This is a genomic window from Nonomuraea sp. NPDC005501 (assembly GCF_040605905.1).
Lineage (GTDB): Bacteria > Actinomycetota > Actinomycetes > Streptosporangiales > Streptosporangiaceae > Nonomuraea.
This window is the reverse complement of sequence record NZ_JBEXDT010000009.1, coordinates 33,839-58,243: the sequence shown is the minus strand read 5'-3', so window position 1 is coordinate 58,243 and position 24,405 is coordinate 33,839. Positions and strand designations below refer to the sequence as shown.

Genomic DNA, 24,405 nt, shown 5'->3' with positions numbered 1-24,405 from the left:
AGTGTGTAAAGGGACTCCTGCGGCTCCAGGTGGGCCGCAACTCGGCCGTGAACCCGCCAGAGCGCTCTGAGCTGGGAGAACTCGGGCGACACGCTGCGCGCATGACTACGGAGCGCGATCGAAAGGTGTCTACTTGTAATTACACGCAGTGCGTTTCCAAACAAGTGGGGATTCCATGTCCATGCGCCGCTCACATCTGAGCCTGCTCCTCGCCGCTGTGGCCGTAACCGCATCCGCCGGTTGCGGTGGCGGCGCCACCGATTCCGCGGCCTCCAGCGAGGCGTCGTCGTCCGCGTCAGCTCCGGCCGCGCAGGCCTCCGGCCAGGACCGGGCCTGGATGCGGAAGATCCACATGGGCGGTCTGGCCGAGATCCACGCGGCCAGGCTGGCCCAGGACAAGGGCTCGACGGAGGTGGTCAAGTCGCTCGGCGGCACGTTCGTCAAGGACTACGACAGCCTGGACGACCAGCTCGTGCACGCCGCCGAGAGGCACGGCGTCCACCTGCCCGCCGAGCTGTCCACCGCCCAGCAGAAGAAGGCCGCCGCGCTGGAGGAGGCCGCGCGCGCCCGGTTCGACAGCCGCTTCCTCAAGGCGACGGCCCAGGCGCACAAGCAGGCCATCACCGCCACCAAGCGGGAGATCAAGAAGGGCTCCGCCCCCGAGATCGTCTCGCTGGCCAAAACCACGCTCCCGTCCCTGGAGAGCCACATGGCCATGCTGCGCGAGGTCGACGGCTCCTGACCCCGGGGCCGTCGCACGGCGGCTTCCGGCCGGAGCACGGGCCGCGTCCGGCCGGAGCCGTTTGGCGCCGGTGGTGAGGGTATGAGGCGCCGGTCGGCATCGTGGGCGGCGCACAGCCGCCCGGCCGCTGGTCCGGTCCGGCGGCGCCGACCGCCACGAGCACGACATCGGCGGGAGGAGCAGCCATGAAGGCCGTCACCTGGCACGGCAAGCGGGACGTGCGGGTCGAGGAGGTCGCCGATCCGGCGATCAAGGAGCCGACCGACGCGGTGATCAAGATCACCACCACCGCCGTCTGCGGTTCCGACCTGCACCTGTACGAGGTCCTCGGGCCGTTCATGACCCAGGGCGACATCCTCGGGCACGAGCCGATGGGCGTGGTCGAGGAGGTGGGCGCCGACGTCGATCACATCAGGCCGGGCGACCGCGTGGTCGTGCCGTTCAACATCTCCTGCGGCCGCTGCCAGATGTGCGGCCTGAAGCTGTACGCCCAGTGCGAGACGACCCAGGTCCGCGAGCACGGCATGGGCGCGGCGCTGTTCGGCTACACCAAGCTGTACGGGCAGGTGCCCGGCGGGCAGGCGGAGTACCTCCGGGTGCCGCAGGCCCACTTCGGCCCGATCAAGGTGCCGGAGGGCCCCGCCGACGAGCGGTTCGTCTACCTGTCGGACGTGCTGCCCACCGCCTGGCAGGCCGTGGAGTACGCGGAGGTGCCCGAAGGTGGCAGCGTCACCGTCTTCGGCCTCGGGCCGATCGGGCAGATGTGCGCCCGCATCGCGCGCCACCGGGGCTACCGGGTGATCGCGGTGGACGAGGTGCCGGAGCGGCTGGAGATGGCGCGCCGCCACGGCGTCGAGGTGATCGACTCGCGCCATGCGGACGACGTGCCCGACGCGGTGCGCGGGCTGACGGCCGGGCGCGGCACCGACTCCGTCATCGACGCCGTCGGCATGGAGGCGCACGGCTCGCCCGGCGCCAAGCTGGCGCAGACGCTCACCGGTCTCCTGCCGGACAAGGTGGCCGCGCCGCTCATGACGCAGGCGGGCGTCGACCGCCTGGCCGCGCTCAACCAGGCCATCGACTCCGTGCGGCGCTGCGGGGTCATCTCGATCATCGGCGTCTACGGCGGCATGGCCGATCCGCTGCCCATGCTCCGCCTGTTCGACAAGGGCGTCACGCTGCGCATGGGGCAGGCCCACGTCAGGCGCTGGATCGACGACCTGATGCCGCTGGTCACCGACGACGCCGACCCCCTCGGCGTGATGGACCTGGCCACCCACCGGCTGCCGCTGGACCAGGCGCCGCACGCCTACGAGATCTTCCAGAAGAAGCAGGACGGCGCCATCAAGGTGCTGCTCCAGCCGTAGGGTTTCGGCCCCTGGCCGGGGGGCAGCCGGAGCGGCATGAGAGTGGTGGTTGTAGGGGCGACCGGCAATGTGGGCACCAGCGTGGTGGAGGCGCTGCGGGCCGACGACCGGGTGAGGTCGATCGTGGGCGTGGCCCGCAGGGCGCCCGGGTGGCGTCCCGAGGGTGTCGAGTGGCGGCGGGCCGACGTGGTGACCGACGACCTGGCGCCGGTCTTCGAGGGCGCCGACGCGGTCGTCCACCTGGAGTGGCTGTTCCAGCCGACCAGGGATGCCACCGTGACGTGGCGGGCCAACGTGCTGGGCAGCATGCGGATCTTCCGCGCCGTGGCCGAGGCGGGGGTCCCCGCCCTGGTCTACGCCTCCTCGGTGGGCGCCTACTCGCCGGGGCCCAAGGACCGGCCGGTGGACGAGAGCTGGCCCACGCACGGCTGGCCGGGCGCCGCGTACGGGCGGGAGAAGGCGTACGTCGAGCGGGTGCTGGACGTCTTCGAGCACGACCATCCCGACATCCGCGTGGTGCGGATGCGGCCCGGCTTCATCTTCAAGCGGGAGTCCGCCACGGAGCAGCGCCGCCTGTTCGGCGGGCCGTTCGTGCCGCGTCGGCTGGTACGGCCGGGGCTGATCCCGTTCGTGCCCGACATGCCGGGGCTGCGGCTGCAGGCCCTGCACGCGGACGACGCCGCGCAGGCGTACCGGCTGGCCGTCACCCGGGAGGTCAGCGGCCCGTTCAACCTGGCCGCCGAGCCGGTGCTCGACCCGGAGGACCTGGCCCGGCTGCTCGGCACCCGGACGATGACGGTCGCGCCGTGGCTGGCCCGGACGGCGATGGCGGCGGGCTGGCACCTGCGGCTGCTGCCGGCCGCGCCGGGACTGTTCGAGATGCTGCTGCAGATCCCGCTCATGGACGTGACCCGGGCGCGGGAGGTGCTCGGCTGGACGCCCGCGCGCTCGTCGGCCGAGGCGGTGCGGGAGGTCGTCGAGGGCATGCGCGAGGGCGCCGGGATGGACACCGCGCCCCTGGCGCCGGACGAGGGACCGGCCGGGCGGCTCAAGGAGACCACGACCGGGGTCGGCGGACGCCCCTAGCCGGGCAGGCGGACGGCTCAGGCCGCGCCGGTGCTCGTGCCGTCCCCGCCGACCGGACGGTACGGGGGCTCGGTCGGGGCGAGGACGGCGGTCAGCGCGTCCTCGACCGTCGCGTGGACGGGCAGATGGTCGCCGACGCGGGTGATCGCGACCAGCCGGGCCGGCATGGACTGCAACGCCGCCAGGCGGACGCCGCCGCCGTGGTCCTCCGCGTACAGGTAGGCGTTCAGCAGGGTGCGCAGGCCCGCGCTGTCCATGAAGCGCACCTCGGCCAGGTCGAACACGAGATGCTCGCCGGGCCCCCGGCGCGAGGCGGCGATGAACGACTCCAGGCGGGCGGCGTTGGTGGAGTCGATCTCACCGCCCACCGAGATGACGGTGGCGCCGGGAAGGTGCTCGCAGGCGAGGTCGAGCCGGGACATCAGGGAATCCGCCGGCCGGAGGGCCGTCCGAGGGAGGTCACCATGAGTGAACGATATCCCCTCCGCCCGCTCCGAGATGCCCGCGCTCCGGCCTCCCGGTCGGAGCGTGTCAGGCGCCGGCCGTGATGGCGGCCTTGGCCTGCTCGGCGTCGGGGTAGAGGTGGAAGGCCTGCGACAGCCCGGTCATGTGGAAGACGCGTTCGAGCCGGCTGGTCAGCCCGGCCAGCGCGATCGACCCGCCGCGCTCCAGGGTGAGCTTGCGGAAGACCAGGAAGAGGCGGATGCCGGTCGAGTCGCAGAAGTCCAGCCCGCTCAGGTCGAGCACGAGGTGGCGGTCCTCGGGCCGGAGGGTGCTCTCCATGTCGGCCCGTAGCTGAGCCGCGCTGATGTAGTCGAGCTCACCGACCAGAGCCAGGACGCACGTGCCCGTGGTGGGGTCGGCCGAGATCTGCGTCAACTGAACGGGTGTGGTCACCGTGAGTGCCTTTTCACGCTCGGAGGAACGGTCATGGACAGGATGGCCGTGTCGTCGGTCAGGCCGGGCCCGAACGCGGACAGAGTCTCCTCCAGCCGCGTCACCACGGCCTGGGCGGGCTGTCCGGCCAGGGTCGCGGCCAGGTTTCGCAGGCGGTCCTCACCGTACATGTGCCCCGCCGGTGTGCGGGCCTCGGTGAGGCCGTCGGTGTAGAGGAGCAGGCCGTCGCCGGGACCGAGGGCGGTGCCGGCCACGGCGAAGCGGGCCTCCGGCAGCAGCCCGACGAGCATGCCGCCGTGGGTGTGCAGAACCTCCACGGAGCCGTCGGCGCGGACGACCAGCGCCGGGGGATGGCCGCCCCCCGCGACGTTGACGGTCACGCCCTCGCCGGTGGGAGTGAGCACCCCGTACAGGACCGTGCAGTAGCACGGGTCGGCGCCCAGGAACTCGTCCATCAGCACCATGTTGAGGTTGGCCAGCACCGCCTCCGGGTCGCCCGCGTAGACGGCGGCGGCGCGCAGGGTATGTCGGGCCAGGGCGGTGACCACGGCGGCGTCGGCGCCCTTGCCGCACACGTCGCCGAGGAAGAACGCCCAGTTGTCCTCGTCCAGGCGGAAGACGTCGAAGAAGTCGCCGCCCACCTGGTCGGCGGAGGCCACGTGGTAGTGCGTGGCGATGTCCAGCCCCGGCACCTTCGGAGGGGAGGGCGGGAGCAGCACCTTGCGCAGCGTGGAGGTCAGCAGCTCCAGCCGCCCGCGCTCCGCCTCGGCCTGCTGGCGCAGCCGGCGTTCGAGCGTGACCGCGGAGCGGGCGGACAGTCGCGTCTCCAGCTGGCTCGCCACCAGGGCGGCCAGGTCGGCCAGGGTGCTCAGTCCGGTCTCGGTGACCTCGCGCGGCTTGACGTCCATCACGTTGACGGTACCCAGGCGGTGGCCGTCGGTCGTCACGATCGGCGCGGCGGCGTAGAACCGCACGCCCGGCTCGCCCCGTACCAGCGGGTGGTCGCCCGCGAGCGGGTCGTCGAGAGTGTCGCTCAGCACGTACGGGTCCGAGCGCAGGATCGCCGACGCGCACAGGCCGGGATCGCGCCCCAGCTCGTGGAGGCCGTCCGGCAGGCCGGTCTGGGCCTTGACCCAGACGCGGTCCGTGTCCACGAACGTCACCGAGGCGATCGGTGTGTCCAGGACGCGGGCCGCGAGCGCGACGACACGGTCGAACGCCCCCTCAGGCTGCGTGTCGAGAATCTGGCAGCGGCGCAGAGCTTCGAGCCGCGTGGTCTCGACATCGGGGTCGGTCAACGTTGCCGTCATGTACTCGCGTCACCGTTTTCTCTTTCGAGGACGCACGAAGTTTACTTGTCAACCTGCGCTACTTCCGCCCTATCGATAACAAACCTCCCAAGGAGTCACGCTCCCCAAAAGATCGGGCGTGAAGACGGATCGCCGTTTCGACGGAGTACCGGTGTAACCCCGATGAAGGGACACCAGCCGGATGACCGCTCCCTCCGGAGTGCCCGTGAGGATCGACGACGCCGCGCTCATCGAGCAGTCGCGGCGGCGCCCCGACGCCTTCGCGGTGCTCTACGACCGCTACTTCGGCGATGTCTACCGGTACGTCGCCGGGCGGGTCGGCGAGACCTTCCTCGTGGCCTACGGCAAGCGCCGTTCGTACGACCCGGGGCGGTTGCAGCGGGTGCCGGTCGAGGGCGGAGCGGACGGCGGACACGAGGACCGGGTGGCCGCGCGCCTCCTCGCGGCGGGCTCGCGGGGGCGGCTCGCGGCGAAGCTGGGGCGGCTCGCGGCGGAGCTGGGGCGGCTGCCCGACCTACTGGCGGACGACGACGGTGACCCGGTGGCAGCTGTCCGACAAGACGAGGGGCCACGTCTTCGAACTGGGCCTTGAGGAGGACCAGTGGCTCGCGCTGCGCCCGGGCGACAAGAGCTGGAAGGTCAGCCGGTATCTCGGCGCCAAACCGGTCACCCCGGCCGACGAGGCCGCCTGGCGCGCGGCGGGATCACCCGGCTCGTGGCGCGCCACGACCGGTGAGGCGGTCGAGGCGGCTCCCGGACAACCGCACGTCTCCGAGCTGCGCGGCAAGTGGAAGGGGTCGGGCGGCGACCTGGTGAAAGGCCTCATGACCTGGGAGGAGCTGGCCGCGATCCCCGCCGGACCGGCGAAGCTGCGTGAGTACCTGGAGACGGGCATCCGCGAGCGGACGGCCTCGCCCACCGAGTCGGGCGATCGGCTGCGCGACGCCGTCGTGCGGATCGTGTGCGCCCGGGTGGCGACGTCGCCCGAGGTGCGCGCGTCGGCCTACCGGCTGCTCGCGTCCATGCCGGGGCTGCGGGCCGAGGGGGAGGTCACGGATGTGCTGGGGCGCAGGGGCCAGGCGGTCGTCCACCGCTTGGGGGCAGGGGAGGAGCGGCTGGTGGTGGACACGAGGACCGGCCTCCCCCTGGGGAGGGACTGGACGCCTGACGCCCCTGCGGACGGCGATCCGACCGTGCTCCGGCAGCGAACCGCGTACCGGAACCTCGGCTGGACCGGCGAGCGCCCCGACCTGCCCGCCGCCAAGGGCTGACGAGGGAGGTTTCCGGGGCCGGGCCCGGGATAGTTGCCTGGCCATGAGCACTCTGGAGTCGCCTTCGCGCGAGCAGGAGCCGCCGACGCGGTGCCCCCGGACAGGCGCCGAGGTGTCGGCGTCGCCTGTCCTGGGTGTGGACGACACCCCGGCACTCCGGCTCAACCCGTACACGTTCATCGCCGAGCGGGCCGGGGAGCTCGGCACCGACGTCTTCGACACGCGGCTGCTGCTGCGGCCGACCACATGCATGACCGGAGCCGAGGCGGCGAAGGTCTTCTACGACGAGCGGCGCTTCGTCCGGCACGGTGCGGCGCCGCGGCGGCTGCTGCTGACGCTGTTCGGCCGGGGCGGGGTGCAGTCGCTGGACGGCGGGGCGCACCGCTCGCGCAAGGCGATGTTCATGTCGCTCATGACGCCGGAGGCCCGGGAGCGGCTGCGCGGGCTGGCCGAGGCGGCCTGGGGCGAGCGGATCGAGCGTTGGGCGCGCAGGCCGAGCGTCACGCTGTTCGACGAGGTCAGCGAGCTGTTGTGCGAGGTGGCGTGCGCGTGGACGGGTGTCCGGCTCGACCGCCGGAGCATCCCGCACGCGACCGCGCGGCTCCTCGCGATGATCGACGCGCCCGCCGCCGCGGGCCCCCGTTACCTGCGGGGCCGCACGGCCCGGATCAGGGCCGAGAAGGCCATCGCCGAGCTGGTCAAGCGGGTGCGCGAGCGGCCTGAGCGGTTCGCGGGCACCGCGCTGGAGACGGTCGCGCTGCACCGCGACCCGGACGGCGCGCTGCTCGACCCGCGTGTCGCCGCCGTGGAAGTGCTGAACCTGCTGCGGCCGATCGTGGCCGTCGGCCGGTTCGTCACGTTCGCCGCCCTGGCCCTGCACGCCAACCCGGACTGCCGGGAACGGCTGCGGTCCGGCGACGACGCCTACCTGGAGTACTTCGTCCAGGAGGTGCGCAGGTTCTACCCGTTCTTCCCGATGGTCGCCGCGAAGGTGGCCGAGCCGTTCGAGTGGCGCGGCCACCGCTTCCCGAAGGGCCGGCGCGTCCTGCTCGACCTGCACGGCATCGACCACGACCCGCGGCTGTGGGACCGGCCGGATGAGTTCCATCCCGAGCGGTTCGCCGAGTGGGACGGCGGCGCCTTCGACTTCGTGCCGCAGGGCGGCGGCGACCCGTACGGAGGCCACCGCTGCCCCGGCGAGTGGATCACCATCGACCTGATGAAGGTGGCGGTGACCGCGCTCACCCGCCGCATGTCGTACGGCGTCGTGCCGGAGCAGGACCTGAGCATCCCGCGCTGGCGCGCGCCCGCGCTGCCCGTCAGCGGCTTCGTCATCGACCGCGTGATACCTGGGGAGCCGGCCGAGTGATACCCGGCGAGCCGGGTCAGCGGGTCCAGTAGGTGTCGTTGATGGGCTCGTGCGCCATCAGCTCGCTGAACAGGTCCTCCCACAGCGGCATGACCGCCTCGGGCGCGTAGCCGCGGGCGGTGCGGGCCGCGCGCTCGCCGATCCGCAGCCGCAGCTCACGGTCGCCCATGAGGCGGTCGAGCGCCGCGGCCAGCGCGCCGGTGTCCTCCGGTGGCACGAGCAGCCCGTCCACGCCGGGCGTGACCACGTCGCCCGGACCGGTCGGGCAGTCGAACGCCGCGACCGGCAGCGCGTGCCCCATGGCCTCGATCATCACCATCGGCAGCCCCTCGAAGCGGGAGGACAGCGCGTAGATCGAGGCGTCGGCCAGCTCCTCGTCCATCCGGCTGGTGCGGCCCATGAGCTTGACCCGCCCGGACAGGCCCTCGCTCTCGATGAGCTGCGCGAGCCGCTCCTTCTTCGGCCCGGAGCCGAAGATCCGCAGCCGCCACTCCGGGTGCCGTCGCGCCGCCTGCCCGAACGCGGGGATGAGCAGGTCGAACCCCTTCTGCCGGACCAGCCGGCCGGCCGCGACCACGACAGGGTGCTTCTGCGACGACGTCCGGCCCGCCGGGTGGACCGCGTTGGGGATGCGGACGATCGGCGTGCGCGGCAGCAGCTCCCGGTAGGCGAGCTGGTTGCTCCGGGTCAGCACCACCACGGCGTCGAAACGGTCGTAGTAACGGGCGATGTCGGCGCGCACCGGCTCCGGGTAGGCGCGGAGGTTCATGTGGTCCTGCGCCACGAGGACGACGCCCTTGGGCGCGCGGCGGGCGGCGATGAGGTTCAACGCGGGACGCGTGGTGACGAGGATGCCGTCGTCGAGCCCGGAGACGTGGTCGATGACCGCCTTCTCCACCCGCTCCGTGAAGTACTCGGCGGCGAACTCGCCGCGCGGCACCAGCTTGCCGCGCAGCCGCCGCCACACCTTGCGGCCCAGCGAGTCGGTCGGCACCTCCGCGCGCTGGTCCACCAGCGGGACCAGCCGGACCCGGGGGTCGAGGGCGAACTGGGGGTTGTCGCGGCGGCGCACCACGCTGACGATCTCCACCTCGTGACCGAGGGCGGCCATCGCGCCGGCCTGGTTGAACACCGTCCGGATGGTCCCGCCCACCCCGTAGGCGTGCAGCAGCACGTAGCGGATCTTCACAGGTATCCCCAGTCGCGGCACATGGGTCTCAACGGCTCGGGGACGTCCTCGGGGGCGGGCAGGTTGCGGCCCGGCTGGACGGTGCCCGAGCGGATCTTGTCCTGCCAGTCGCCCAGGCCCTTGCGGATCACGCCGGGCGTGCCGTACGAGAGCATCTCGGGCGCCCACGGCACGTCCAGGAACGCGCAGATCGCCCTGGTCTCCCGCTCCGGGTCGGCGGTCAGGTCCTCGTAACGGACGGTCAGGCCGGTGAGCCCCTTGCGGGCCCGGCGGACCGCCTTCATGTAGCGCAGCGCGTCGGCCGCGGCCTCCTCCGGGGTGCGTTTCCCGGCGCCCGCCTCGTACCAGGAGGAGGCGATGGAGGCGGGGTGACGCAGCAGGAAGACGAAGCGCGCGTCCGGCCAGCAGGTGGCGATCCGCTGGTAGGCGAAGGCGTTGGCGGGAGTCTTGTCCACGATGTACCGCTTGCCGCTGCGAGCCAGCTCCCGGTGCAGCACGCGGTCCCACAGCAGGTGCTCCAGGTCGGCCTGGTTGTGGCCGAGCTCCTCCATCGCCCTGCGCGCCAGCGAGGTGCCGTAGCCGACGCTCAGCCGCCGCACGTGCAGCTCGTGCGGCGCGTGCAGCAGGGGGTGCGCGTCGAGCATCGCGCGCAGCAGGGTGGAGCCCGACCTGACGGGGGACAGGATGAACACGGGCGCCGTCAGCAACCGGTCGTGCGCGGGGTCTGCGGGGGGCCGGGGAGTCTCCGGGGACGTCTCCGCCGCACCGTCGGACGGGCCGTCCGACGGGCCGTCCGGTCGTGCGGCACTGACGCGTTCGAACCGGACGCCGGCATACCTCCTGAGCGCCTCGTTGAGCCTTCGCTGCCATGTCATGCCGTTGAAGGCTACCCAGCGTTCCTGGCAATTCCCTGGCAACGCCCCTAGTCAACGGCATGATGGCGGTGGCGGAAGGCATGGGGAGAACCCGGCGGGCCGGTTCGGGTGAGTAGGGATGACGACCCTCACCGTGCAAGGGCCTCACCTTGCACAGGCGAGGCTTGAACCGAGCGGAGCCACGTTTGACCCCCGACACGGAGAGCCGCCAGATGGCCGACCATCTCGACGACGCGGAGCTCGTCCGGCGCTCCCGCGACGATCCGGAGGCGTTCGCGGCGCTGTTCGACCGCCACGCGCCGGAGCTGCACCGCTACGTCGTGCGCCGGTTGGGCGACGCCCTGGCCGACGACATCGTCGCCGACACGTTCCTGGACGCCTTCCGGCAGCGGGCCCGCTACGACCTGACCCGCCTGGACGCCCGGCCCTGGCTGTACGGCATCGCGGCCAACCTCATCGGCAAGCACCGCCGTAGCGAGGTCAGGTTCTACCGGGCGCTGGCCCGGTCGGGCGTGGACGAGGTCGCCGAGTCGTACGCCGACCGGGTGGAGGCCCGGGTCGCGGCCTCGGCCGCGCAGCGCGAGCTGGCGGGGGCGCTCGCGGCGCTGCCGGCGGCCGAGCGGGACGTGCTGCTGCTGGTCGCCTGGGCCGACCTCAGCTACGACGAGACCGCCGCCGCGCTCGGCGTCCCCGTGGGGACGGTGCGCTCGCGGCTGCACCGGGCCAGGAAGAGGACGCGGGCCGCCCTCGGCGGCGACCCCACCGCCATCGAGGAGGAGCTGGACCGTGGATGACCTGGACACACTGCGCGAGCTGCGCTCCGACGCCCCGGCGGGAGACGCGGGACGTCTCGCGCCGGCCCGCGCCCGCCTGCTCGCTGAGGCGCGCGGCGAGCCGGAGTCCGCGTCCCGCCGGGCCTTCCGGCCACGGCTGGGCTTGCGATCACGGTTCGTGCCGAGGGTGCGGCCCATGCTGGTCGCCGCGGTCGCGTGCATGGTGGCGGCCGTGGCCGTCGTCGTCGTGCAACGCCAGGGACCCTCCCGCCCGGCGGAGCCGCCCAGGTACGAGAGCCCGTCGGTGGTGCTCGAACAGGCGGCGCTCGTCGCCTCGGCCCGCTCCACCCGCTCCACCGGCTCGTTGCCGCGGCCCGACCAGTGGCAGTACCGCAGGACCATGTCCACCGGCCACGGCGAGGAGCCCGGCAAGGGCACGGTCCTGGAGAGCTGGACCCGCTACGACGGGACCCAGACGGCGGGCTTCGACCCGTGGGGACGGCTGCGCGTCGAGAACCAGGAGCCCGATCCCGGCGACGACGACCTGACGCCGCAGGAGTACCACCGCAAGCTGCGCGCGCTCCCGACCGACCCGGCCGAGCTGCTGGCCCGGGTCCGGGGTGACGAGCACTGGCAGCGGCTGCCCACGGAGGAGGCGGGGCAGGAGGACCCGGACGCGCGGGCGTTCCGGGTGCTGTCGCTCTACCTGCAGCAACAGGCGTTCATGCCGCCGAAGCTGGAGGCCGCGATGTACCGGGCGCTGGCCCTGATCCCCGGCGTCGGGGTGCAGACGGACGTCCTGGACGGCGCCGGGCGCAAGGGGCTCGGCGTCTTCCGGGACGACCCGCACTGGGCCGCCCGGCAGTACCTGATCCTGCAGCCCGGCACGTACCGGTACCTGGGCGACCGGATGCTGTGGCTGCGGGACGAGCGGGCGGGAGGAGACCTGATCCGCTCCGCCGGGCAGTCGGACGCCTGGGCCGAGCTGGTGTCCGGCATCGTGGACCGCCCGGGTGAGCGTCCGTAGACGCGGAACTGGCTTTCGGGTTCGGACCGTGACTGGATCTACAGGACGGTCACGGCCTGCCGGTAGCGTCCTGTGCATCCCTGTGAAAGGAAACCGGTCGTGATCGTGATCGCCCATCTCAGTGACACCCATCTCGACGGGACGCCGCGTGCCGCCGAGCGCACCCGCAAGGTCGCCGAGTTCGTGGACCGCCTGCCGTACGAGCTGGACGCGGTGCTGGTCACCGGCGACATCGCCGACCACGGGCGGGCGGAGGAGTACGAGGAGGCGCGCAAGCTGCTGGACCTGCGTCACCCCACGTTCCTCTGCCCGGGCAACCACGACGACCGGGCCGAGTTCCGCCGGGTGCTGCTCGGCGAGCCGCCCACGGCCGGCCCCGTGAACCAGGTGCACCGGACCGCGGGGGCCGTCTACGCGCTGTGCGACTCGACCGTCCCCGGCGAGGACGGCGGCCTGCTGGCCGGAGAGACGCTCGACTGGCTCGAAGGCGTGCTCGACGAGGCGGACGCGCCGGTGTTCGTCGCCTTCCACCACCAGCCGATCCCGCTGCGCCACGCCGTGGCCGACACCATGGGTCTGGCCGAGCCGGACCGGCTGGCCGCCCTGGTGTCCCGGCATCCCAGGGTCGCGGCCGTGCTGTGCGGGCACTGCCACATGGCGGTCGCCTCCACCTTCGCGGGTCGCCCCCTGCGGGCCGCGCCGGGCGTCGTCTCCGCCCTCGTGCTGCCGTGGGAGGAGGGCGCGGACGCCATGGCGACCTGCGTCGACTACGAGGCCCCCGTGTCGCTGGCCTTCCACGTGCTCGACGACGACGGGGTGCTCACCACCCACTACCGCGCCCTCGCCTGACTCGTCCGGTCCTGACGGGCCCTGTCCTTACAGGTAGGTCTTTGGCGCGATCACGTGTATGTACGGTGCGCGACGGCGCCCCTACGTTCGAGTCATGTGCGATCTAAACCCACGGGAAAGCCGTGACGTCCTGGAGTCCCTGAGCGAGATCCGCGCACTGGCCGACCAGCTGGCCGCGCACTCCACGGCCATCCAGGAGACCGCCTACATGGACCACGCCAACCTCGCCACGCTGCTGACGGCGCTGCGCGACCGCGCCGACACGGCCAGGGAGTGGGTGGAGGCCAAGCCCCGTCAGCACGCCGGGCACCAGGGCCACTGAGTCACGACCGGAGTCACCAGGCGTGCCGGTTCCGGCTGGGCGGCGGGGCCCGGCCGGGACCGGCCCTTCTCCCGAGGCCCGTGATCCAACCCCTGGTCCAGCCGTGGTTCAGCAGCTCATCATGGCGCGCGTGTGCGAGTGGACTTTCCTCGCCTTTCCCGTTCTCATGATCTCACCGGTCGATTCGGTGCGTGTTCGCGGGAGCGAGGGGAAAGCCCATGGGACCTCGGCGTCCGGCGAGGCTCAGGCCTCGGTGGGCCGTTCGTAGCCTTCGGACCCGCCGTGGACCTTGCGGTGCGGGTCCTGCTCCGGCTGGTTGGCCGGGTCGGTGGGGGACGGGTCGAACTCCTCGGCGAAGTCCGCGTCGTCGTACACCTCGGGATTCTCCCGCCGGTCGGCGAGCGGCCGCTCGTCGGGCTGCGACATGGCTCCTCCTGCTATCGGATGGACCACCCGTGGCCGGGTGCCGGCGGGCGGCGGACATCGGGCCCCTGCCCGCGATGGGCGCGCTCATGTCGGCGAACGAGCCGGAAGCCACACGGGACGGCCGGTTACGGCCCTTCCTCGTTCGTGAATCCGGTCATTCATCTCGCTGTGGGGGAGCCATATGCGCGTATCCATCATCACCAGAGTCACCGCCGTCGTCGCGGCCCTCGCCCTGCCCGTGGCCGCGACCGGCCCGGCGCAGGCCAAGGGGCTGGACGACTCCTTCGCCGGACTGCTGACCAGGCAGGTCACGGGGGCGAACGTGCGCAAGCACCTGGACGCGCTCCAGGCCATCGCCGACGCCAACGGCGGGACCCGGGCCGCGGGCACGCCCGGCTACGCCGCCTCCCGCGACTACGTGGCGGGCAAGCTGCGCAAGGCCGGCTACCGGGTCACGCTCGACCCCGTCCACTTCGTCGAGAGCTGGACCCAGAACGGCCCGCCGACCCTGGAGCTGACCGCTCCCGACCCGCAGACGTACACCCCGGACGAGGACTTCTTCACCTTCCAGCCGTCACCCGCCGGCGAGGTCACCGCGCAGGTCCAGGGGGTGGACCTGACGCTGCCGCCGACGCCCGCGCCCACCTCCACGAGCGGCTGCGAGACCTCCGACTTCGACGGGTTCGTGGCCGGCCGGATCGCGCTCATCCAGCGCGGCACGTGCGCGTTCGCCACCAAGATCCGCAACGCCGGGTCCGCCGGGGCGTCCGGCGTCATCGTCTTCAACGAGGGCCAGCCGGGCCGCACCGACGCGTTCCCGCTGGACATCGGCGAGTGGCGGGCCGGCGTGCCCATGGTCTTCGCCGACTTCGCGGTCGGCCAGGCGCTGGCCGCCGCTCCCGGCGCGACCGTCCACCTCAAGGTGGACGCCACGCTCAAGCTCGGCACCGACCACAACGTGATCGCGGAGACGCGCCTCGGCGACCCGCGGAACGTCGTCATGGCCGGCGCCCACCTCGACAGCGTGACGGCCGGGCCGGGCATCAACGACAACGGCTCCGGCAGCGCGGCCATCCTGGAGACCGCCCTGCGGATGGCCCACTACCCGGTCCGCAACAGGGTGCGCTTCGGGTTCTGGGCGGCCGAGGAGATCGGCCTGCTCGGCTCCGAGCAGTACGTGGAGGGACTGACGGACGAGCAGCGCGACCGGATCCGGCTGTACCTGAACTTCGACATGGTCGCCTCGCCCAACTACGCCTACAAGCTGTACGACGGCGACGACTCCGACGCCGAGGGCTCGCCGGCGGGCCCGCCCGGCTCGGCGCAGATCGAGCGGCAGCTCGAAGCCTTCTACGACGCCCGGGACCTCGGTCACGTGGGCACCGACTTCGACGGCCGCTCCGACTACGGGCCGTTCATCGCGGCGGGTATCCCGTCCGGCGGGATCTTCACGGGGGCCGAGGACATCAAGACGGCCGAGGAGGCCGCCGTGTTCGGCGGCACGGCCGGGGTCGCCTACGACGCCTGCTACCACCAGGCGTGCGACAGCACGGCCAACATCGACGCGACCGCGCTCGACGTCAACGCCGACGCGATCGCCGACTCGACCATCAGGTACGCCTTCAACCTGAGCTCGATCCCGGAGCGCGGCGACACCGCGGGGGCGTCCCGCCTCGCCGCGCGCACAACGAACCGATAGCGGGCCTCCCCACGATGGGCGGAGGGCGGTCGCCGGGAGGGCGGCCGCCCTTCGCGTGCAAGCGGGGATGCCACGCATAGCGGGGCGGGGGACGTGGCGTCTGAGAGGGTGACATCCACATCTCTTGGAGGTGACCGTGGACCCCGCAGACGAGCGAGGTTTCCGCGAGTTCGTTTCCGCCCGCTCGCCCGCGCTCATGCGCCTCGGCTACCTGATCACCGGCGGTGACCAGTACGCGGCCGAGGACCTGGTGCAGAGCGCGCTGGCGAAGCTGGCGTCCCGGTGGCGGCGGGTCGAGGCGCCCGAGGCGTACGTCAGGCAGATCATGTATCGCCAGCACATCAGCTGGTGGCGCACGACGGCCCGCCGCGGCGAAGTCGTCCAGGCCGTGCCGCCCGAGCTGCCCGGCGAGGACCGCACCCACCAGAGCGAGCTGCGCATGGTGCTGCGCGGCGCGCTGGCCCGGCTGACCGCGCGGCAACGCACCGTGCTCGTGCTCCGCTACTTCGAGGACCTGCCCGACCACCAGGTCGCCCGGGAGCTCGGCTGCTCCGTCGGCACGGTCCGCAGCACCGCCCACCGATCCCTCGCCCGGCTGCGCGAGATCGCCCCCGAGCTCGCCGAGGAACTGGAGGCCGTCCGATGACCCGACTGCTGCGCGACACCCTGGAGGACTGGGCCGGCGAGGCCCGGGTGCCGCACGACCTGGCCGACCGGGCGCTCGGAGGCCGGCGCAGGCGGTGGGCGCTCCCGGCCGGCGTGGGCGTCCTGGCCGCGGGGGTGGCGGTCGCCGTCGCCGTCACCGTGTCCGGGCCGGGCGTGGACCACCGGCAGGCCACGGTACGGCCGGCGACGGGCGTCACGCTCCCCGCCCGGCCGTCGCCCGCGCCCACGGACGTGCGGACGTACACCGAGGGCCGGCCGCCGCGCACGCTCATCGCGGCCGGTAACGTCGCGGTCTCCGCCTACTGGACCACCGCCACGGAGAAGGTGTCCGAGAAGCTGGAGCGATTCAGGCGGACGTGGTGGCTGTACGACCCGAGGAACGACGGCTACGAGAAGACCGACTGGGCCTGGGTGGACGTCGCCCCGGGGCTCCAGACCGCCGCCGCGATCCAGGGCGACCTGCTGGGCAGGCGGATCGCGATCGTGGACATGGCGACGCGCGAGGTCCGGTCGGTCATCGCCCTGGACCACGACGCCGGCTCGGTCGTCTGGTCCCCGGACGGCACCAGGCTGCTCGTCACGACGTACTCCGGCTATCCCGACGAGCAGCCACCCATGAAGAACAACATGATCACGTACGACGCGAACACGAAGATCGGCACCCGTACGGGCTACTACGTCATCGACGTGACCACGGGCGAGAAGGAGTACCACGAGCTGCCGTCCCTGAACGACCAGACTTCCCAGGGCGGCGACCCCGGCAACAGCAATTCCCGCCAGGACCTCGGCTGGAGCCTGGACGGCTCGCTGATCTGGGGGCCCACCAATACCAGGCCGGACCGCCTGTTCTACACCCCGGACGGCGAGCGCCACGACCCGCCCGCCGACCGGTACATCCCCTACACCGGCCGCACCGCCCTGTCCCCCAACGGCAAGCTGGTCATCGGTCCCCGGCAGTCCGGGCTGCCCACGGAGATCACGGACGCGCGGTCGGGACAGGTCGCCGGCCGGCAGAAGGTGCTCCAGCTTCTCGCCTGGGCCGATGACGACAACGTGATCGCGCTGGGCTGCGCCGGGAAGTGCGACGACGAGTTCGACAACGGGCTCGTGCTCGTCAGCGTGGACGGCGACAGGACCACGCAGCTCGCCGCCACCGGCAAGAGCGAGGGCGCGGGCTCCTGGCGCTGGGTTCTCACACCCCGCTGACCTGGCCACACGTTCTCCACAGGCTTGGACGCCGCGTTCCAGGGCACTCGGAAGGTCGTCTTCGGGCGATGTGAGGAGGATCCGGTGACCACTGTGGAGAACGCCGGGCGTCAGGCCCAGGCGATGGCGCGGCGGGCGGCCGACCATCCGATGCTCGACCGGCTCGCCAGGATCGGCCTGGCCTGCCGCGGCATCCTGTACGCCCTGATCGGAGTGCTGGCGGTGCAGATCGCCCTCGGCCATGGAGGCAAGCAGGCCGACAAGGGCGGCGCGATGACCACGATCGCGAGCCTGCCGTTCGGCGCGGTGCTGCTGTGGGTGATGGTCGTCGGCTTCGCCGGACTGGCCCTGTGGCAGGCGTCGGAGGCGCTGTTCGGCGGGCTCAAGGCGAAGGACCGCGTCGAGGCGGCGTTCCGCACCGGCGTGTACGTGCTGATCGTCGGCTCCCTGCTGACCCTGCTGCTGGCCGGGCGGGCCTCGTCGGACGACAAGAAGTCGCAGGACGTGACCGGCAAGCTGCTCGACCTGCCGGGCGGGCAGTTCATCGTGGGGCTGATCGGGCTCGGCATCATCGGGCTCGGCGTCTACTGGATGTACCAGGGATGGAAGAAGAAGTTCCGCAAGGAGCTGGACCAGAGCCGCATGTCACCCACGGCTCGCAAGGCGATGGACCGGCTCGGCACCGCCGGCTACCTGGCGCGCGGCGCCATCGCCGCCCTCGCGGGCGTCTTCGTGGTGCAGGCGGCCATCACCTACGACCCCGACAAGGCCGGCGGCATCGACGCCACCCTGCGGGCCTTCGCCGACACGCCGGTGGGGCCGTGGCTGCTGATGGTGGTGGCCGTCGGGCTGCTGCTGTTCGCGGGCTACTGCTTCGGCGAGTCGCGCTGGCGCCGCACCTGAGGCGCCGTCCGCCGTTCGGGACCCCCGGCCGGGCCGGGGGTCCCGGCCGTACACGGATCTCTCCGGGTGAAACGGTCAATCGACGGCCGGGACGGGCCGCGTCGCCGCGCTCCCTGTCAGCCGGTGGATCCGCCGGTCGCCGCCCCAGCGGTTGATCGCCTCCTCGTCGGCGAAGGCCAGCGCGCGCATCATGTTGCCGGCGTAGGAGGTCAGTATCGTGCGCCGCAACCGCCGCCGCTGCGGCGCCGTCAGCCGGTCGGTGCCCGCCTCGACCGGGTCGCCGTAGTGCGGCGCGTAGGACACGCCCCCGAAGCCGGTACGGCTGAGCAGCGTCCGCAGCGTCTCGGGCGCGTAGAACATCAGGTGGTTCTTGGTGAAGCCGCTCCACGCCGGGCCGTGCGTCTTCAGCAGCAGCGACCGGGCGTTGACCGTCAGCACGAGCAGCACGCCCCCCGGCGCCAGCAGCCGCCTGAACTCCGTGAAGTCCGACAACGGCCTCGGCAGGTGCGCGAGCACCGACCAGAGTGTGATCACGTCGAAGCCGCCCTCCGCGACCTCCGGCACGTCCCGCGGCGCACCGAAGTACGCCCGCGCCCGGGTCAGCCGCGCGTTCGCCTGCTCCACCGAGTCGGGCGACAGGTCCACGCCGTACGCCTCGAAGCCGCGCTGCTCGGCCAGTTCGAGGAACAGCCCGGCGCCGCAGCCGAAGTCGAGCAGCCGCCGGCCGCGCCCGTCGCTGAACACCGGGGCGAACGCGTCCATGGTCAGCCGGTAGCGGCGCTGCCGGTTGGCCGCGTACGCGCCGCTCAGGAAGCCGCTGTAGCCGGTGGCGTACAGGTCGCCCAGGTGCTCGGGGCGGATGTTCGGGTTGCGGTAGAGGAAGCCGCACGAGGGGCAGCGGACCACGTGGTAGCTCCACCCGTCGCCGTTGGCCGGCTCGAACAGCGGCTGCTGGCGCGATTCTCCGCACATCGTGCAGGTGACGAACTCCTCGATGTCGCCGAGCGGCATGCCCGCCGCGTAGTCCGCGAGCGGCACCACCGGGGCGCGTCGCAGCCGCCACTGCCATCGGGCCTCGCGCACCAGGCGTTCGCCGGGACGGACGTAGGCACGCTGGGGCAAGGGCACGCGATCGTAGCGGGAACCGTAGACCATCCGGCTGATCAGCCGACGCGCGGAAACCATGGCAACACCTCTGATAAAGAGCGGAATGCCGGGGATTTGCCCCTGTCTGTGAGCGGCTATTCCCTCGCGCTGGTCAAGAGGGCGCCCCGACGGCCGCGGGCGCTGCGCGGGGCTCTCAGGCCGATGGAAGGGAGGTGGCGCCGTGGGCGAGGCCCTGTCGCTCGGCCCAGGCGTCGAGCGTCCTGATGGCGGCGTGGTCGGGGCCGCCGGCGGGGGCGCTCATGAGCACGATCGCCTGGGCGCCGTCGTCCACGCAGGTGAGGACCTGCCAGTCCACGCTGAACCGGCCGGCCACCGGGTGGTCCAGCCGGCTGCTCCCCGAGGTGCGCGTGGTCACCAGGTGCTGGGTCCACCAGGTGCGGAAGTCCTGGTCGCGCAGGGACAGCTCGCCCACCAGCTCCCGCAGCCGGGGCGCGTCGCAGGCCACCCCCGCCGCCAGCCGCAGCGCGGACACGGCCTCCTGGGCGCGTTCGCGCCAGTCGACGAGCATCGCCCGGACGTGGGGGTCGAGGAACGTCATCCGCACGTAGTTGCGGTGCCGGGGCTCCATGGCGGCCAGGTCGCCGAGCAGCGCGGCGGCCAGCCGGTTCCAGGCGAGGATGTCGAAGTAGCGGCCCATGACCAGGGCCGGGGTGTCGGCGAGGTTGGCGAGCAGGCGCTCCACCTGGGGGCTCACCCGGGCCGTCGGGCCGCCGCGCCGCTCGACGGCGTCGTCGGGGTGCGCGAGCTGGATGAGGTGGCGCTGCTGGTCGTCGTTGAGCAGCAGGGCGCGGCCGATGGCGTGCAGCACCGGGCGGGAGGCGGTGCGCACGCGGCCCTGCTCCAGGCGCGTGTAGTAGTCGATGCTGATGCCGGCGAGCTGGGCCACCTCTTCCCGGCGCAGACCCGGCACGCGTCGCGGGTGGCCGGTCGCCGGCAGGCCCACGTCCGCCGCGGTGATCAGGGATCGCCGCGTGCTCAGGAAGTCGCCCAGCTGCCCTCTCGGGCTCGCGTCCGGTGCTTGCATCACCGGGATTATGGCATCTATACGGAGCTTTCACCGGGGAAAACCGTTCCTCGGAACGCCGCATCCTTCCTGGTCAGCGCGGTAACCGTCAAGCTTTGACATGGAGGGGGGAGGGGGCCGGCCGCCGCTGACCGGGAGGGATTCTGTGGCGGCCGGCCCCTTTCGTTCTGCCTTGCCCCGGTTCGCGGCCGCTCGGTCTCACAGGTGGGCGGTGGCGCGGAAGGCCGGGTGCGAGGGCCCGTACGCGGCCGCCTCGTACGGGCCGTCCGCGACGGGGCGGCCCAGCAGGATCTGCGCGGGCACCGCCCTGAACAGCGCGGCCCCCCGCAGCGCGGGCGCGAGCGTCAGCGCGAACAGCGCGCCCACCGCGGTGTTGAACAGCACGAACGTCGTCGTGCCGCTGCCCAGGCCGAGGAACTGCGGCAGCCCGCCGTCGACGCCGGGGATTCCCGCGATGATCCACCCGTAGAGCGGGAACGTCAGACCGGCGATCGCCACCGCCCACCAGACGGTGGTGACGACGAACGAGACGATGGCGAACGGCAGCGCCAGGATGCCGTACAGCAGGTCCATCCAGGTCTGGGCGCTCGTCAACGGGTTCAGCGTCCGCCGCCACCAGCCGGCCCCCACCGGCGGCCGGGCGTACACGGGACGGGTGACGGGCCGGCGCAGGACGTCGGCGAGGGCCGCGCGCTCGCTGTCGGCGACGTTGCGCGCCAGGAGGGCGGTGGCGGCGAGCACCAGCAGGCCGACGACGGCGACCGCGCTGCCCAGCCCGGCAGCGACACCGGTCACGACCAGGGCGAACGAGGCGAGAGCGGTCGGCAGTCCCAGGAGCGTGTAGCGGGTGTCGGAGGCGATGCGATGCCGGAGGGTCGTCATGAGGAGAACGCTACGGACGCGGACGGCCCGGGACGATGCCGCCCGCAGGCCGGTCCGGGGTAGGGACAGCCCTACCGTCGCCGCTCGGACGGCGCGCCCGCCTCACCTCCGTTCGGCGCGTGCCCGCGGGCGGCGCAGCCAGGCGAGGAGCCAGAAGCCCTCCGCGGCCGCGTCCAGCAGGTACATGGGCGAAATGCGGCCCTTCGGCACGTACACCAGGTCGACGGCCAGCAGCGTGGCAGCCGTGGCCCGGCCGACGCGGCGCGCCTGCTCGGCCCCCGCCACGGTCGAGGCGCCTCGGAGCTGGGTCCAGCCGACGCCGACCAGCAGCCCGGCCACCGTACGGACCAGCCAGCGGTCGGTCTTCGGGCCGAAGACCCGCTCGAAGCTCGGCATGTGCAGCAGCGGCCAGAGCCCGCCCACCACGTTGAACAGCCCGTGCGCCCGGGCCAGCGCCGCCGTGCCCCGGTCGGGGACGGCGGCGGCCCCGAGTACCACGGGCCCGGTCTCGGCCCCGAGGGCGGGCCCGCTCGCCCCGGGCGCCTCACCGCGGGCCGGGGCACGCGTACCGGGCGGGAAGGTCATTTCTTCGCCTGCCGGATGACGTCGCGGATGCGGTCCATCATCGCGGTGGGCGTCCCGACCAGGATGTTCTTGGTGGCCGACTCGACGCCCGGATGCGGATGGGTGGGCGCCATCGCCTCGGCGGCCTTGACCCCGGCGGACATCGCGCGGCGCTCGGCGGGGCTGGTCTCGGCCCGCAGCTTGGCGAACTCGTAGCGCTCCTCGCTGCGGGCGTGCGCGGTGACGGCGGCGCGCAGCACCGCGAGCCTCTCCAGGAAGTCGGGGGCGTCGGGCCCGTCCTTGTCCATCTGCTGGAGCAGCTCCTTGGCCTCGCGCTCCTCGGCCAGCCGCTCGTCGACGACGCCCTCGCCCCCGTCGATGACCTTGCGGGCGTACGGGTGGACGATCTCCTCCTCGGCCGTCTCGTGCACGGCGAGGAGGCGCACCAGGCGGGTGAAGGCCTCGCCCCGCTCCTGCGGGCCCGCCGTCTCGACCTCGTCGAACATGTCCCTGATCATGGCGTGCTGGGCCTGCAGCAGATCGATGACGTCCGTCTCCTCCATCGTCTCCGGCCGGTGCGAGCTGTCGGTCATGACGGTCTCCTCTCGACTACGCCGCCGCCTACCCCGGGCGGCGTGCGTCACGCGCGTCATGACCCATTCCGGGAGCTTCGCCGACCTCCGTGAAAGTTTCACGGACAGATCCAGGTGGGGCGGGAAGTCTCGCCGTTCGTGACCGCTTTTCGTTGACATCTGGCCGCCGGCTCCCACAATCCTGCTTGGGAGCGCTCCCACATCGGGCTCCATATCCGGCTCCCCTACCGCGCTCCCGTCGAGGCCAGGAGGTGAGGCCGTCCCGCTGAACCGTGTGACCGTTCCATGACACCATCCCGCCCGGATGGCAGGGACGCGGCCGGCCTTGAGACCTCCCCCCTCTCCGCCGGCCGCGTTCTCCCCGTCATGACCCGCCCCGTGGTCAGCGAGCCCGTGGTCAGCCGGCCCGTGGTCAGCGAGCGGTCTCCCGCTCGAACCGATCGCGCGCCGCGTCGATCACCCCCTCGTCCGCGAACGCCTCGAACGCCTCCTCGTGCCAGCGCTCCGGGACGATCTCCCTGACCCGGTCCGGATAGCCCGGGCCCGGCTCGGGGACCCTGACCCATGGCGCGTCACCCAGCCGTACCGCGATCGGGCCCGAGGCGCGGACCGACATGGCCCAGTTCGTGCCCGCACCGGTGATCGCGCACATGTGCCGGGCGTAGACCCACCGCACCTCGGTCACCGTCCGGGCGGCCGGCGGGTCGAAGCCGAACGGCTCCACCGCGCACACCACCCGACCGGCGTTCTCACCGAAGTCGTGGCCGTGCTCGTGGTGCTCGGCGGGTGTCGCCTGTTCGAGCAGGGCCGTGACCCGGGCCGCGAGCCGCCGCTCCAGGTCGTGCCGGTCAGCCTGCTGCACGCCCAGGACCACGGCCACCCCGGCCAGCAGGAGGAGGGCCGCGGCGATCGCCGCCACGACCCCCTTCCGCCGGGACAGGGTCATGGTCCCCGCCCCGGTCCGGCCGTCGCCTAGGGGCTCGTGCACGTCAGCGCGGGAGCCGGGTCGGGGGCGGTGCCGGTCGCGTTGAACCCGAACGTGGTGCTGGCGTTCGCCGCGAGCTGCGCGTTGTGGGGCGCGTTCTTGACCGCCACGTTGGGCGGCTGCGAGGAGAGCACGCCGTTCCACGGTGATCCGTCGAAGCCCTGGCCTCCGCTGTACGCCCACCGGACCGTCCAGCCGTTCAGCGGCGTGGAGCCCGGGTTGCGCACGGTCACCTCGCCCTGGAAGTGGCCCGCCCAGCCGGGCGTGGCGATGGTGCGCCAGGTGGCGGAGCAGCTTCCGGAGGAGGTCGGGGTCACGGTCGGGGTGGCCGTGGAGGTGACGGTCGGGGTCGTGCCGGGCGACTGGCCGTTCGGGCCGACGCCGGTGACCTCGCCCTTGCCGCCGTCGAAGACCACGTCGGAGCAGCTGTAGAAGTTCTCCTGGCTGTCGGAGCGGATCCAGTGGATGTACAGGATGTGCCGGCCGCTCTTGCCCGACGGGAGCTGGACGTTCCAGTAGTAGTAGTTGAGCGCGCCCGTCCCGCCGGACTGCGGCGGGTTGGCGGCGCTGCCGAACGACTCCAGATCGGACCACTTGAGCGGCCCGTCGGGGTTCCAGCCGTTCTTGGTGATGTAGTAGACGAACGAGCCGGGGTGCGCCGCCCAGTTGCTGTGCCGGATCTGGATGGTCGCGCCCGAGGTCAGGTGGGTGACGGGCCAGTCGGAGCGGACCGCGTTGTAGGCGGTGAAGTCGTACGGGCCGCCCGTGCCGCCGCTGCAGAGCTGGCCGTCGGGGATGAACCCCGTCGTGCGGCCGGCGCCGTCGGAGCGCAGCACCGCGAACCAGTTGTAGAGCGGGGTCGAGCCGCTCTGCGCGACCGCCGCCGCGCAGGCCGGGTTGTAGGGGATGATCTGCCCGTTGTCGCGCAGGCCGTCCTGCCAGCACAGGAACGTGCGCGCGCCGGGGAACATCGTGACGCCGTGGGCCTGTGCCTGCTGCGGCGACAACGCCACCAGCAGGCTCGTCACCAGGGCCACGGCCATCGCGGCCACCAGGGCCGCCGACCGGATCGGTCTCATGGAGGAGTCCCTTGTTCGAGCGAAAGGGGAATCCGTCCACGACCCGCCCCGCCCGGCAGCACCCGTGTGCAGGCATTGAAACACGGCGCCCGGAGCCCGGCAACGCGCGATGAAACTTTCAGCCGGCTCGGCGC

27 protein-coding genes are annotated in these 24,405 nt (G+C 72.6%); 14 read left to right on the top strand and 13 right to left on the bottom strand.

Going from position 1 to position 24,405, the window contains the following annotated elements; genetic code table 11:
* The first annotated feature begins 175 nt into the window (after positions 1-175).
* The 3 genes from ABZS51_RS07800 (at position 176) to ABZS51_RS07790 (ending at position 3,195) form a co-directional block, all read left to right on the top strand.
* Positions 176-742, top strand: a complete 567-nt coding sequence (locus ABZS51_RS07800) for a DUF4142 domain-containing protein (RefSeq protein WP_355437540.1) — start codon at positions 176-178, stop codon at positions 740-742.
* Between the two features lie 185 nt (positions 743-927).
* The gene (locus ABZS51_RS07795) at positions 928-2,109 is read left to right on the top strand and encodes a zinc-dependent alcohol dehydrogenase (RefSeq protein WP_355437538.1); all 1,182 of its coding nucleotides are present in this window, start codon (positions 928-930) and stop codon (positions 2,107-2,109) included.
* Between the two features lie 36 nt (positions 2,110-2,145).
* Positions 2,146-3,195 (top strand): NAD-dependent epimerase/dehydratase family protein, encoded by a 1,050-nt coding sequence (locus ABZS51_RS07790; protein WP_355437536.1) that lies wholly within the window; start codon positions 2,146-2,148, stop codon positions 3,193-3,195.
* A gap of 17 nt (positions 3,196-3,212) precedes the next feature.
* Here ABZS51_RS07790 and ABZS51_RS07785 read toward each other — a convergent pair whose 3' ends face one another.
* From ABZS51_RS07785 to ABZS51_RS07775, 3 genes are all read right to left on the bottom strand, one after another.
* Positions 3,213-3,617, bottom strand: coding sequence for an STAS domain-containing protein (locus ABZS51_RS07785; RefSeq protein WP_355437534.1), 405 nt, complete (start codon positions 3,615-3,617; stop codon positions 3,213-3,215).
* A 109-nt stretch (positions 3,618-3,726) separates the two neighbouring features.
* Entirely contained in the window at positions 3,727-4,092 is a 366-nt protein-coding gene (locus ABZS51_RS07780) for an STAS domain-containing protein (RefSeq protein ID WP_355437532.1), read from the bottom strand.
* Entirely contained in the window at positions 4,089-5,402 is a 1,314-nt protein-coding gene (locus tag ABZS51_RS07775; RefSeq protein WP_355437530.1) for a GAF domain-containing SpoIIE family protein phosphatase, read from the bottom strand. Before ABZS51_RS07775 ends, ABZS51_RS07780 begins: the two co-directional genes overlap by 4 nt.
* A 205-nt stretch (positions 5,403-5,607) precedes the next feature.
* On the opposite strand from ABZS51_RS07775, the gene ABZS51_RS07770 reads away from it, so the two are divergent.
* Genes ABZS51_RS07770 through ABZS51_RS07760 form a run of 3 tightly spaced genes read left to right on the top strand, consistent with a single transcriptional unit; the run spans position 5,608 to position 8,042 of the window.
* A complete protein-coding gene (locus ABZS51_RS07770) occupies positions 5,608-5,994 on the top strand; it encodes a hypothetical protein (RefSeq protein WP_355437528.1) in 387 nt (128 codons plus the stop codon).
* Entirely contained in the window at positions 5,936-6,673 is a 738-nt protein-coding gene (locus tag ABZS51_RS07765; protein WP_355437526.1) for a hypothetical protein, read from the top strand. Before ABZS51_RS07770 ends, ABZS51_RS07765 begins: the two co-directional genes overlap by 59 nt.
* Positions 6,674-6,716: 43 nt before the next feature.
* Entirely contained in the window at positions 6,717-8,042 is a 1,326-nt protein-coding gene (locus ABZS51_RS07760; protein WP_355437524.1) for a cytochrome P450, read from the top strand.
* 16 nt (positions 8,043-8,058) lie between these two features.
* Here ABZS51_RS07760 and ABZS51_RS07755 read toward each other — a convergent pair whose 3' ends face one another.
* Entirely contained in the window at positions 8,059-9,231 is a 1,173-nt protein-coding gene (locus ABZS51_RS07755; protein ID WP_355437522.1) for a glycosyltransferase family 4 protein, read from the bottom strand.
* Complete coding sequence (locus ABZS51_RS07750; RefSeq protein ID WP_355437520.1) at positions 9,228-10,106, bottom strand: sulfotransferase; 879 nt, start codon at positions 10,104-10,106, stop codon at positions 9,228-9,230. The genes ABZS51_RS07755 and ABZS51_RS07750 overlap by 4 nt, the downstream gene beginning before the upstream one ends.
* 212 nt (positions 10,107-10,318) lie before the next feature.
* Between ABZS51_RS07750 and ABZS51_RS07745 the strand changes: the two genes are divergently transcribed.
* From ABZS51_RS07745 to ABZS51_RS07730, 4 genes are all read left to right on the top strand, one after another.
* Positions 10,319-10,900: an RNA polymerase sigma factor gene (locus ABZS51_RS07745; protein ID WP_355437642.1), complete on the top strand. Its 582-nt coding sequence runs from the start codon at positions 10,319-10,321 to the stop codon at positions 10,898-10,900.
* Entirely contained in the window at positions 10,893-11,906 is a 1,014-nt protein-coding gene (locus tag ABZS51_RS07740) for a CU044_5270 family protein (protein WP_355437518.1), read from the top strand. Before ABZS51_RS07745 ends, ABZS51_RS07740 begins: the two co-directional genes overlap by 8 nt.
* Before the next feature lie 99 nt (positions 11,907-12,005).
* The gene (locus tag ABZS51_RS07735; protein WP_355437516.1) at positions 12,006-12,755 is read left to right on the top strand and encodes a metallophosphoesterase; all 750 of its coding nucleotides are present in this window, start codon (positions 12,006-12,008) and stop codon (positions 12,753-12,755) included.
* Positions 12,756-12,849: 94 nt separating this feature from the next.
* A complete protein-coding gene (locus ABZS51_RS07730; protein WP_310708113.1) occupies positions 12,850-13,077 on the top strand; it encodes a hypothetical protein in 228 nt (75 codons plus the stop codon).
* Positions 13,078-13,320: 243 nt separating this feature from the next.
* On the opposite strand, the gene ABZS51_RS07725 is transcribed toward ABZS51_RS07730, so the two are convergent.
* The gene (locus tag ABZS51_RS07725; RefSeq protein ID WP_355437514.1) at positions 13,321-13,503 is read right to left on the bottom strand and encodes a hypothetical protein; all 183 of its coding nucleotides are present in this window, start codon (positions 13,501-13,503) and stop codon (positions 13,321-13,323) included.
* A 181-nt stretch (positions 13,504-13,684) separates the two neighbouring features.
* Here ABZS51_RS07725 and ABZS51_RS07720 point away from each other — a divergent pair, with 181 nt between their 5' ends.
* The 4 genes from ABZS51_RS07720 to ABZS51_RS07705 all read left to right on the top strand — a co-directional run bounded on the left by ABZS51_RS07720 (position 13,685) and on the right by ABZS51_RS07705 (position 17,977).
* A complete protein-coding gene (locus ABZS51_RS07720) occupies positions 13,685-15,202 on the top strand; it encodes a M28 family metallopeptidase (protein ID WP_355437512.1) in 1,518 nt (505 codons plus the stop codon).
* 136 nt (positions 15,203-15,338) lie between these two features.
* A complete protein-coding gene (locus ABZS51_RS07715) occupies positions 15,339-15,848 on the top strand; it encodes a SigE family RNA polymerase sigma factor (protein ID WP_310708116.1) in 510 nt (169 codons plus the stop codon).
* Entirely contained in the window at positions 15,845-17,074 is a 1,230-nt protein-coding gene (locus ABZS51_RS07710) for a hypothetical protein (protein ID WP_355437510.1), read from the top strand. Before ABZS51_RS07715 ends, ABZS51_RS07710 begins: the two co-directional genes overlap by 4 nt.
* 84 nt (positions 17,075-17,158) lie before the next feature.
* A complete protein-coding gene (locus ABZS51_RS07705; protein ID WP_355437508.1) occupies positions 17,159-17,977 on the top strand; it encodes a DUF1206 domain-containing protein in 819 nt (272 codons plus the stop codon).
* 75 nt (positions 17,978-18,052) lie between these two features.
* Here the strand turns inward: ABZS51_RS07705 and ABZS51_RS07700 are convergent, their stop codons facing one another.
* The 7 genes from ABZS51_RS07700 to ABZS51_RS07670 form a co-directional block, all read right to left on the bottom strand.
* Complete coding sequence (locus ABZS51_RS07700; RefSeq protein ID WP_355437506.1) at positions 18,053-19,162, bottom strand: class I SAM-dependent methyltransferase; 1,110 nt, start codon at positions 19,160-19,162, stop codon at positions 18,053-18,055.
* Positions 19,163-19,277: 115 nt separating this feature from the next.
* Positions 19,278-20,168, bottom strand: coding sequence for a helix-turn-helix transcriptional regulator (locus ABZS51_RS07695; protein ID WP_355437504.1), 891 nt, complete (start codon positions 20,166-20,168; stop codon positions 19,278-19,280).
* Positions 20,169-20,366: 198 nt separating this feature from the next.
* Positions 20,367-21,050, bottom strand: coding sequence for a sensor domain-containing protein (locus tag ABZS51_RS07690; protein WP_355437502.1), 684 nt, complete (start codon positions 21,048-21,050; stop codon positions 20,367-20,369).
* Between the two features lie 102 nt (positions 21,051-21,152).
* Entirely contained in the window at positions 21,153-21,635 is a 483-nt protein-coding gene (locus ABZS51_RS07685; RefSeq protein ID WP_355437500.1) for a hypothetical protein, read from the bottom strand.
* Positions 21,632-22,207 (bottom strand): hemerythrin domain-containing protein, encoded by a 576-nt coding sequence (locus ABZS51_RS07680; protein ID WP_355437498.1) that lies wholly within the window; start codon positions 22,205-22,207, stop codon positions 21,632-21,634. The genes ABZS51_RS07685 and ABZS51_RS07680 overlap by 4 nt, the downstream gene beginning before the upstream one ends.
* A 412-nt stretch (positions 22,208-22,619) precedes the next feature.
* The gene (locus ABZS51_RS07675) at positions 22,620-23,195 is read right to left on the bottom strand and encodes a hypothetical protein (RefSeq protein WP_355437496.1); all 576 of its coding nucleotides are present in this window, start codon (positions 23,193-23,195) and stop codon (positions 22,620-22,622) included.
* Positions 23,180-24,271 (bottom strand): lytic polysaccharide monooxygenase, encoded by a 1,092-nt coding sequence (locus ABZS51_RS07670; protein WP_355437494.1) that lies wholly within the window; start codon positions 24,269-24,271, stop codon positions 23,180-23,182. Before ABZS51_RS07670 ends, ABZS51_RS07675 begins: the two co-directional genes overlap by 16 nt.
* Positions 24,272-24,405 lie beyond the last annotated feature (134 nt).

Bases quoted from the DNA above. Each gene is read 5' to 3' on its own strand.
- ABZS51_RS07800 (WP_355437540.1), top strand. From the start codon at position 176: ATGTCCATGCGCCGCTCACATCTGAGCCTGCTCCTCGCCGCTGTGGCC.
- ABZS51_RS07795 (WP_355437538.1), top strand. From the start codon at position 928: ATGAAGGCCGTCACCTGGCACGGCAAGCGGGACGTGCGGGTCGAGGAG.
- ABZS51_RS07790 (WP_355437536.1), top strand. From the start codon at position 2,146: ATGAGAGTGGTGGTTGTAGGGGCGACCGGCAATGTGGGCACCAGCGTG.
- ABZS51_RS07785 (WP_355437534.1), bottom strand. From the start codon at position 3,617: ATGTCCCGGCTCGACCTCGCCTGCGAGCACCTTCCCGGCGCCACCGTC.
- ABZS51_RS07775 (WP_355437530.1), bottom strand. From the start codon at position 5,402: ATGACGGCAACGTTGACCGACCCCGATGTCGAGACCACGCGGCTCGAA.
- ABZS51_RS07760 (WP_355437524.1), top strand. From the start codon at position 6,717: ATGAGCACTCTGGAGTCGCCTTCGCGCGAGCAGGAGCCGCCGACGCGG.
- ABZS51_RS07750 (WP_355437520.1), bottom strand. From the start codon at position 10,106: ATGACATGGCAGCGAAGGCTCAACGAGGCGCTCAGGAGGTATGCCGGC.
- ABZS51_RS07745 (WP_355437642.1), top strand. From the start codon at position 10,319: ATGGCCGACCATCTCGACGACGCGGAGCTCGTCCGGCGCTCCCGCGAC.
- ABZS51_RS07730 (WP_310708113.1), top strand. From the start codon at position 12,850: ATGTGCGATCTAAACCCACGGGAAAGCCGTGACGTCCTGGAGTCCCTG.
- ABZS51_RS07725 (WP_355437514.1), bottom strand. From the start codon at position 13,503: ATGTCGCAGCCCGACGAGCGGCCGCTCGCCGACCGGCGGGAGAATCCC.
- ABZS51_RS07720 (WP_355437512.1), top strand. From the start codon at position 13,685: ATGCGCGTATCCATCATCACCAGAGTCACCGCCGTCGTCGCGGCCCTC.
- ABZS51_RS07710 (WP_355437510.1), top strand. From the start codon at position 15,845: ATGACCCGACTGCTGCGCGACACCCTGGAGGACTGGGCCGGCGAGGCC.
- ABZS51_RS07700 (WP_355437506.1), bottom strand. From the start codon at position 19,162: ATGGTTTCCGCGCGTCGGCTGATCAGCCGGATGGTCTACGGTTCCCGC.
- ABZS51_RS07695 (WP_355437504.1), bottom strand. From the start codon at position 20,168: ATGCAAGCACCGGACGCGAGCCCGAGAGGGCAGCTGGGCGACTTCCTG.
- ABZS51_RS07690 (WP_355437502.1), bottom strand. From the start codon at position 21,050: ATGACGACCCTCCGGCATCGCATCGCCTCCGACACCCGCTACACGCTC.
- ABZS51_RS07685 (WP_355437500.1), bottom strand. From the start codon at position 21,635: ATGACCTTCCCGCCCGGTACGCGTGCCCCGGCCCGCGGTGAGGCGCCC.
- ABZS51_RS07680 (WP_355437498.1), bottom strand. From the start codon at position 22,207: ATGACCGACAGCTCGCACCGGCCGGAGACGATGGAGGAGACGGACGTC.
- ABZS51_RS07670 (WP_355437494.1), bottom strand. From the start codon at position 24,271: ATGAGACCGATCCGGTCGGCGGCCCTGGTGGCCGCGATGGCCGTGGCC.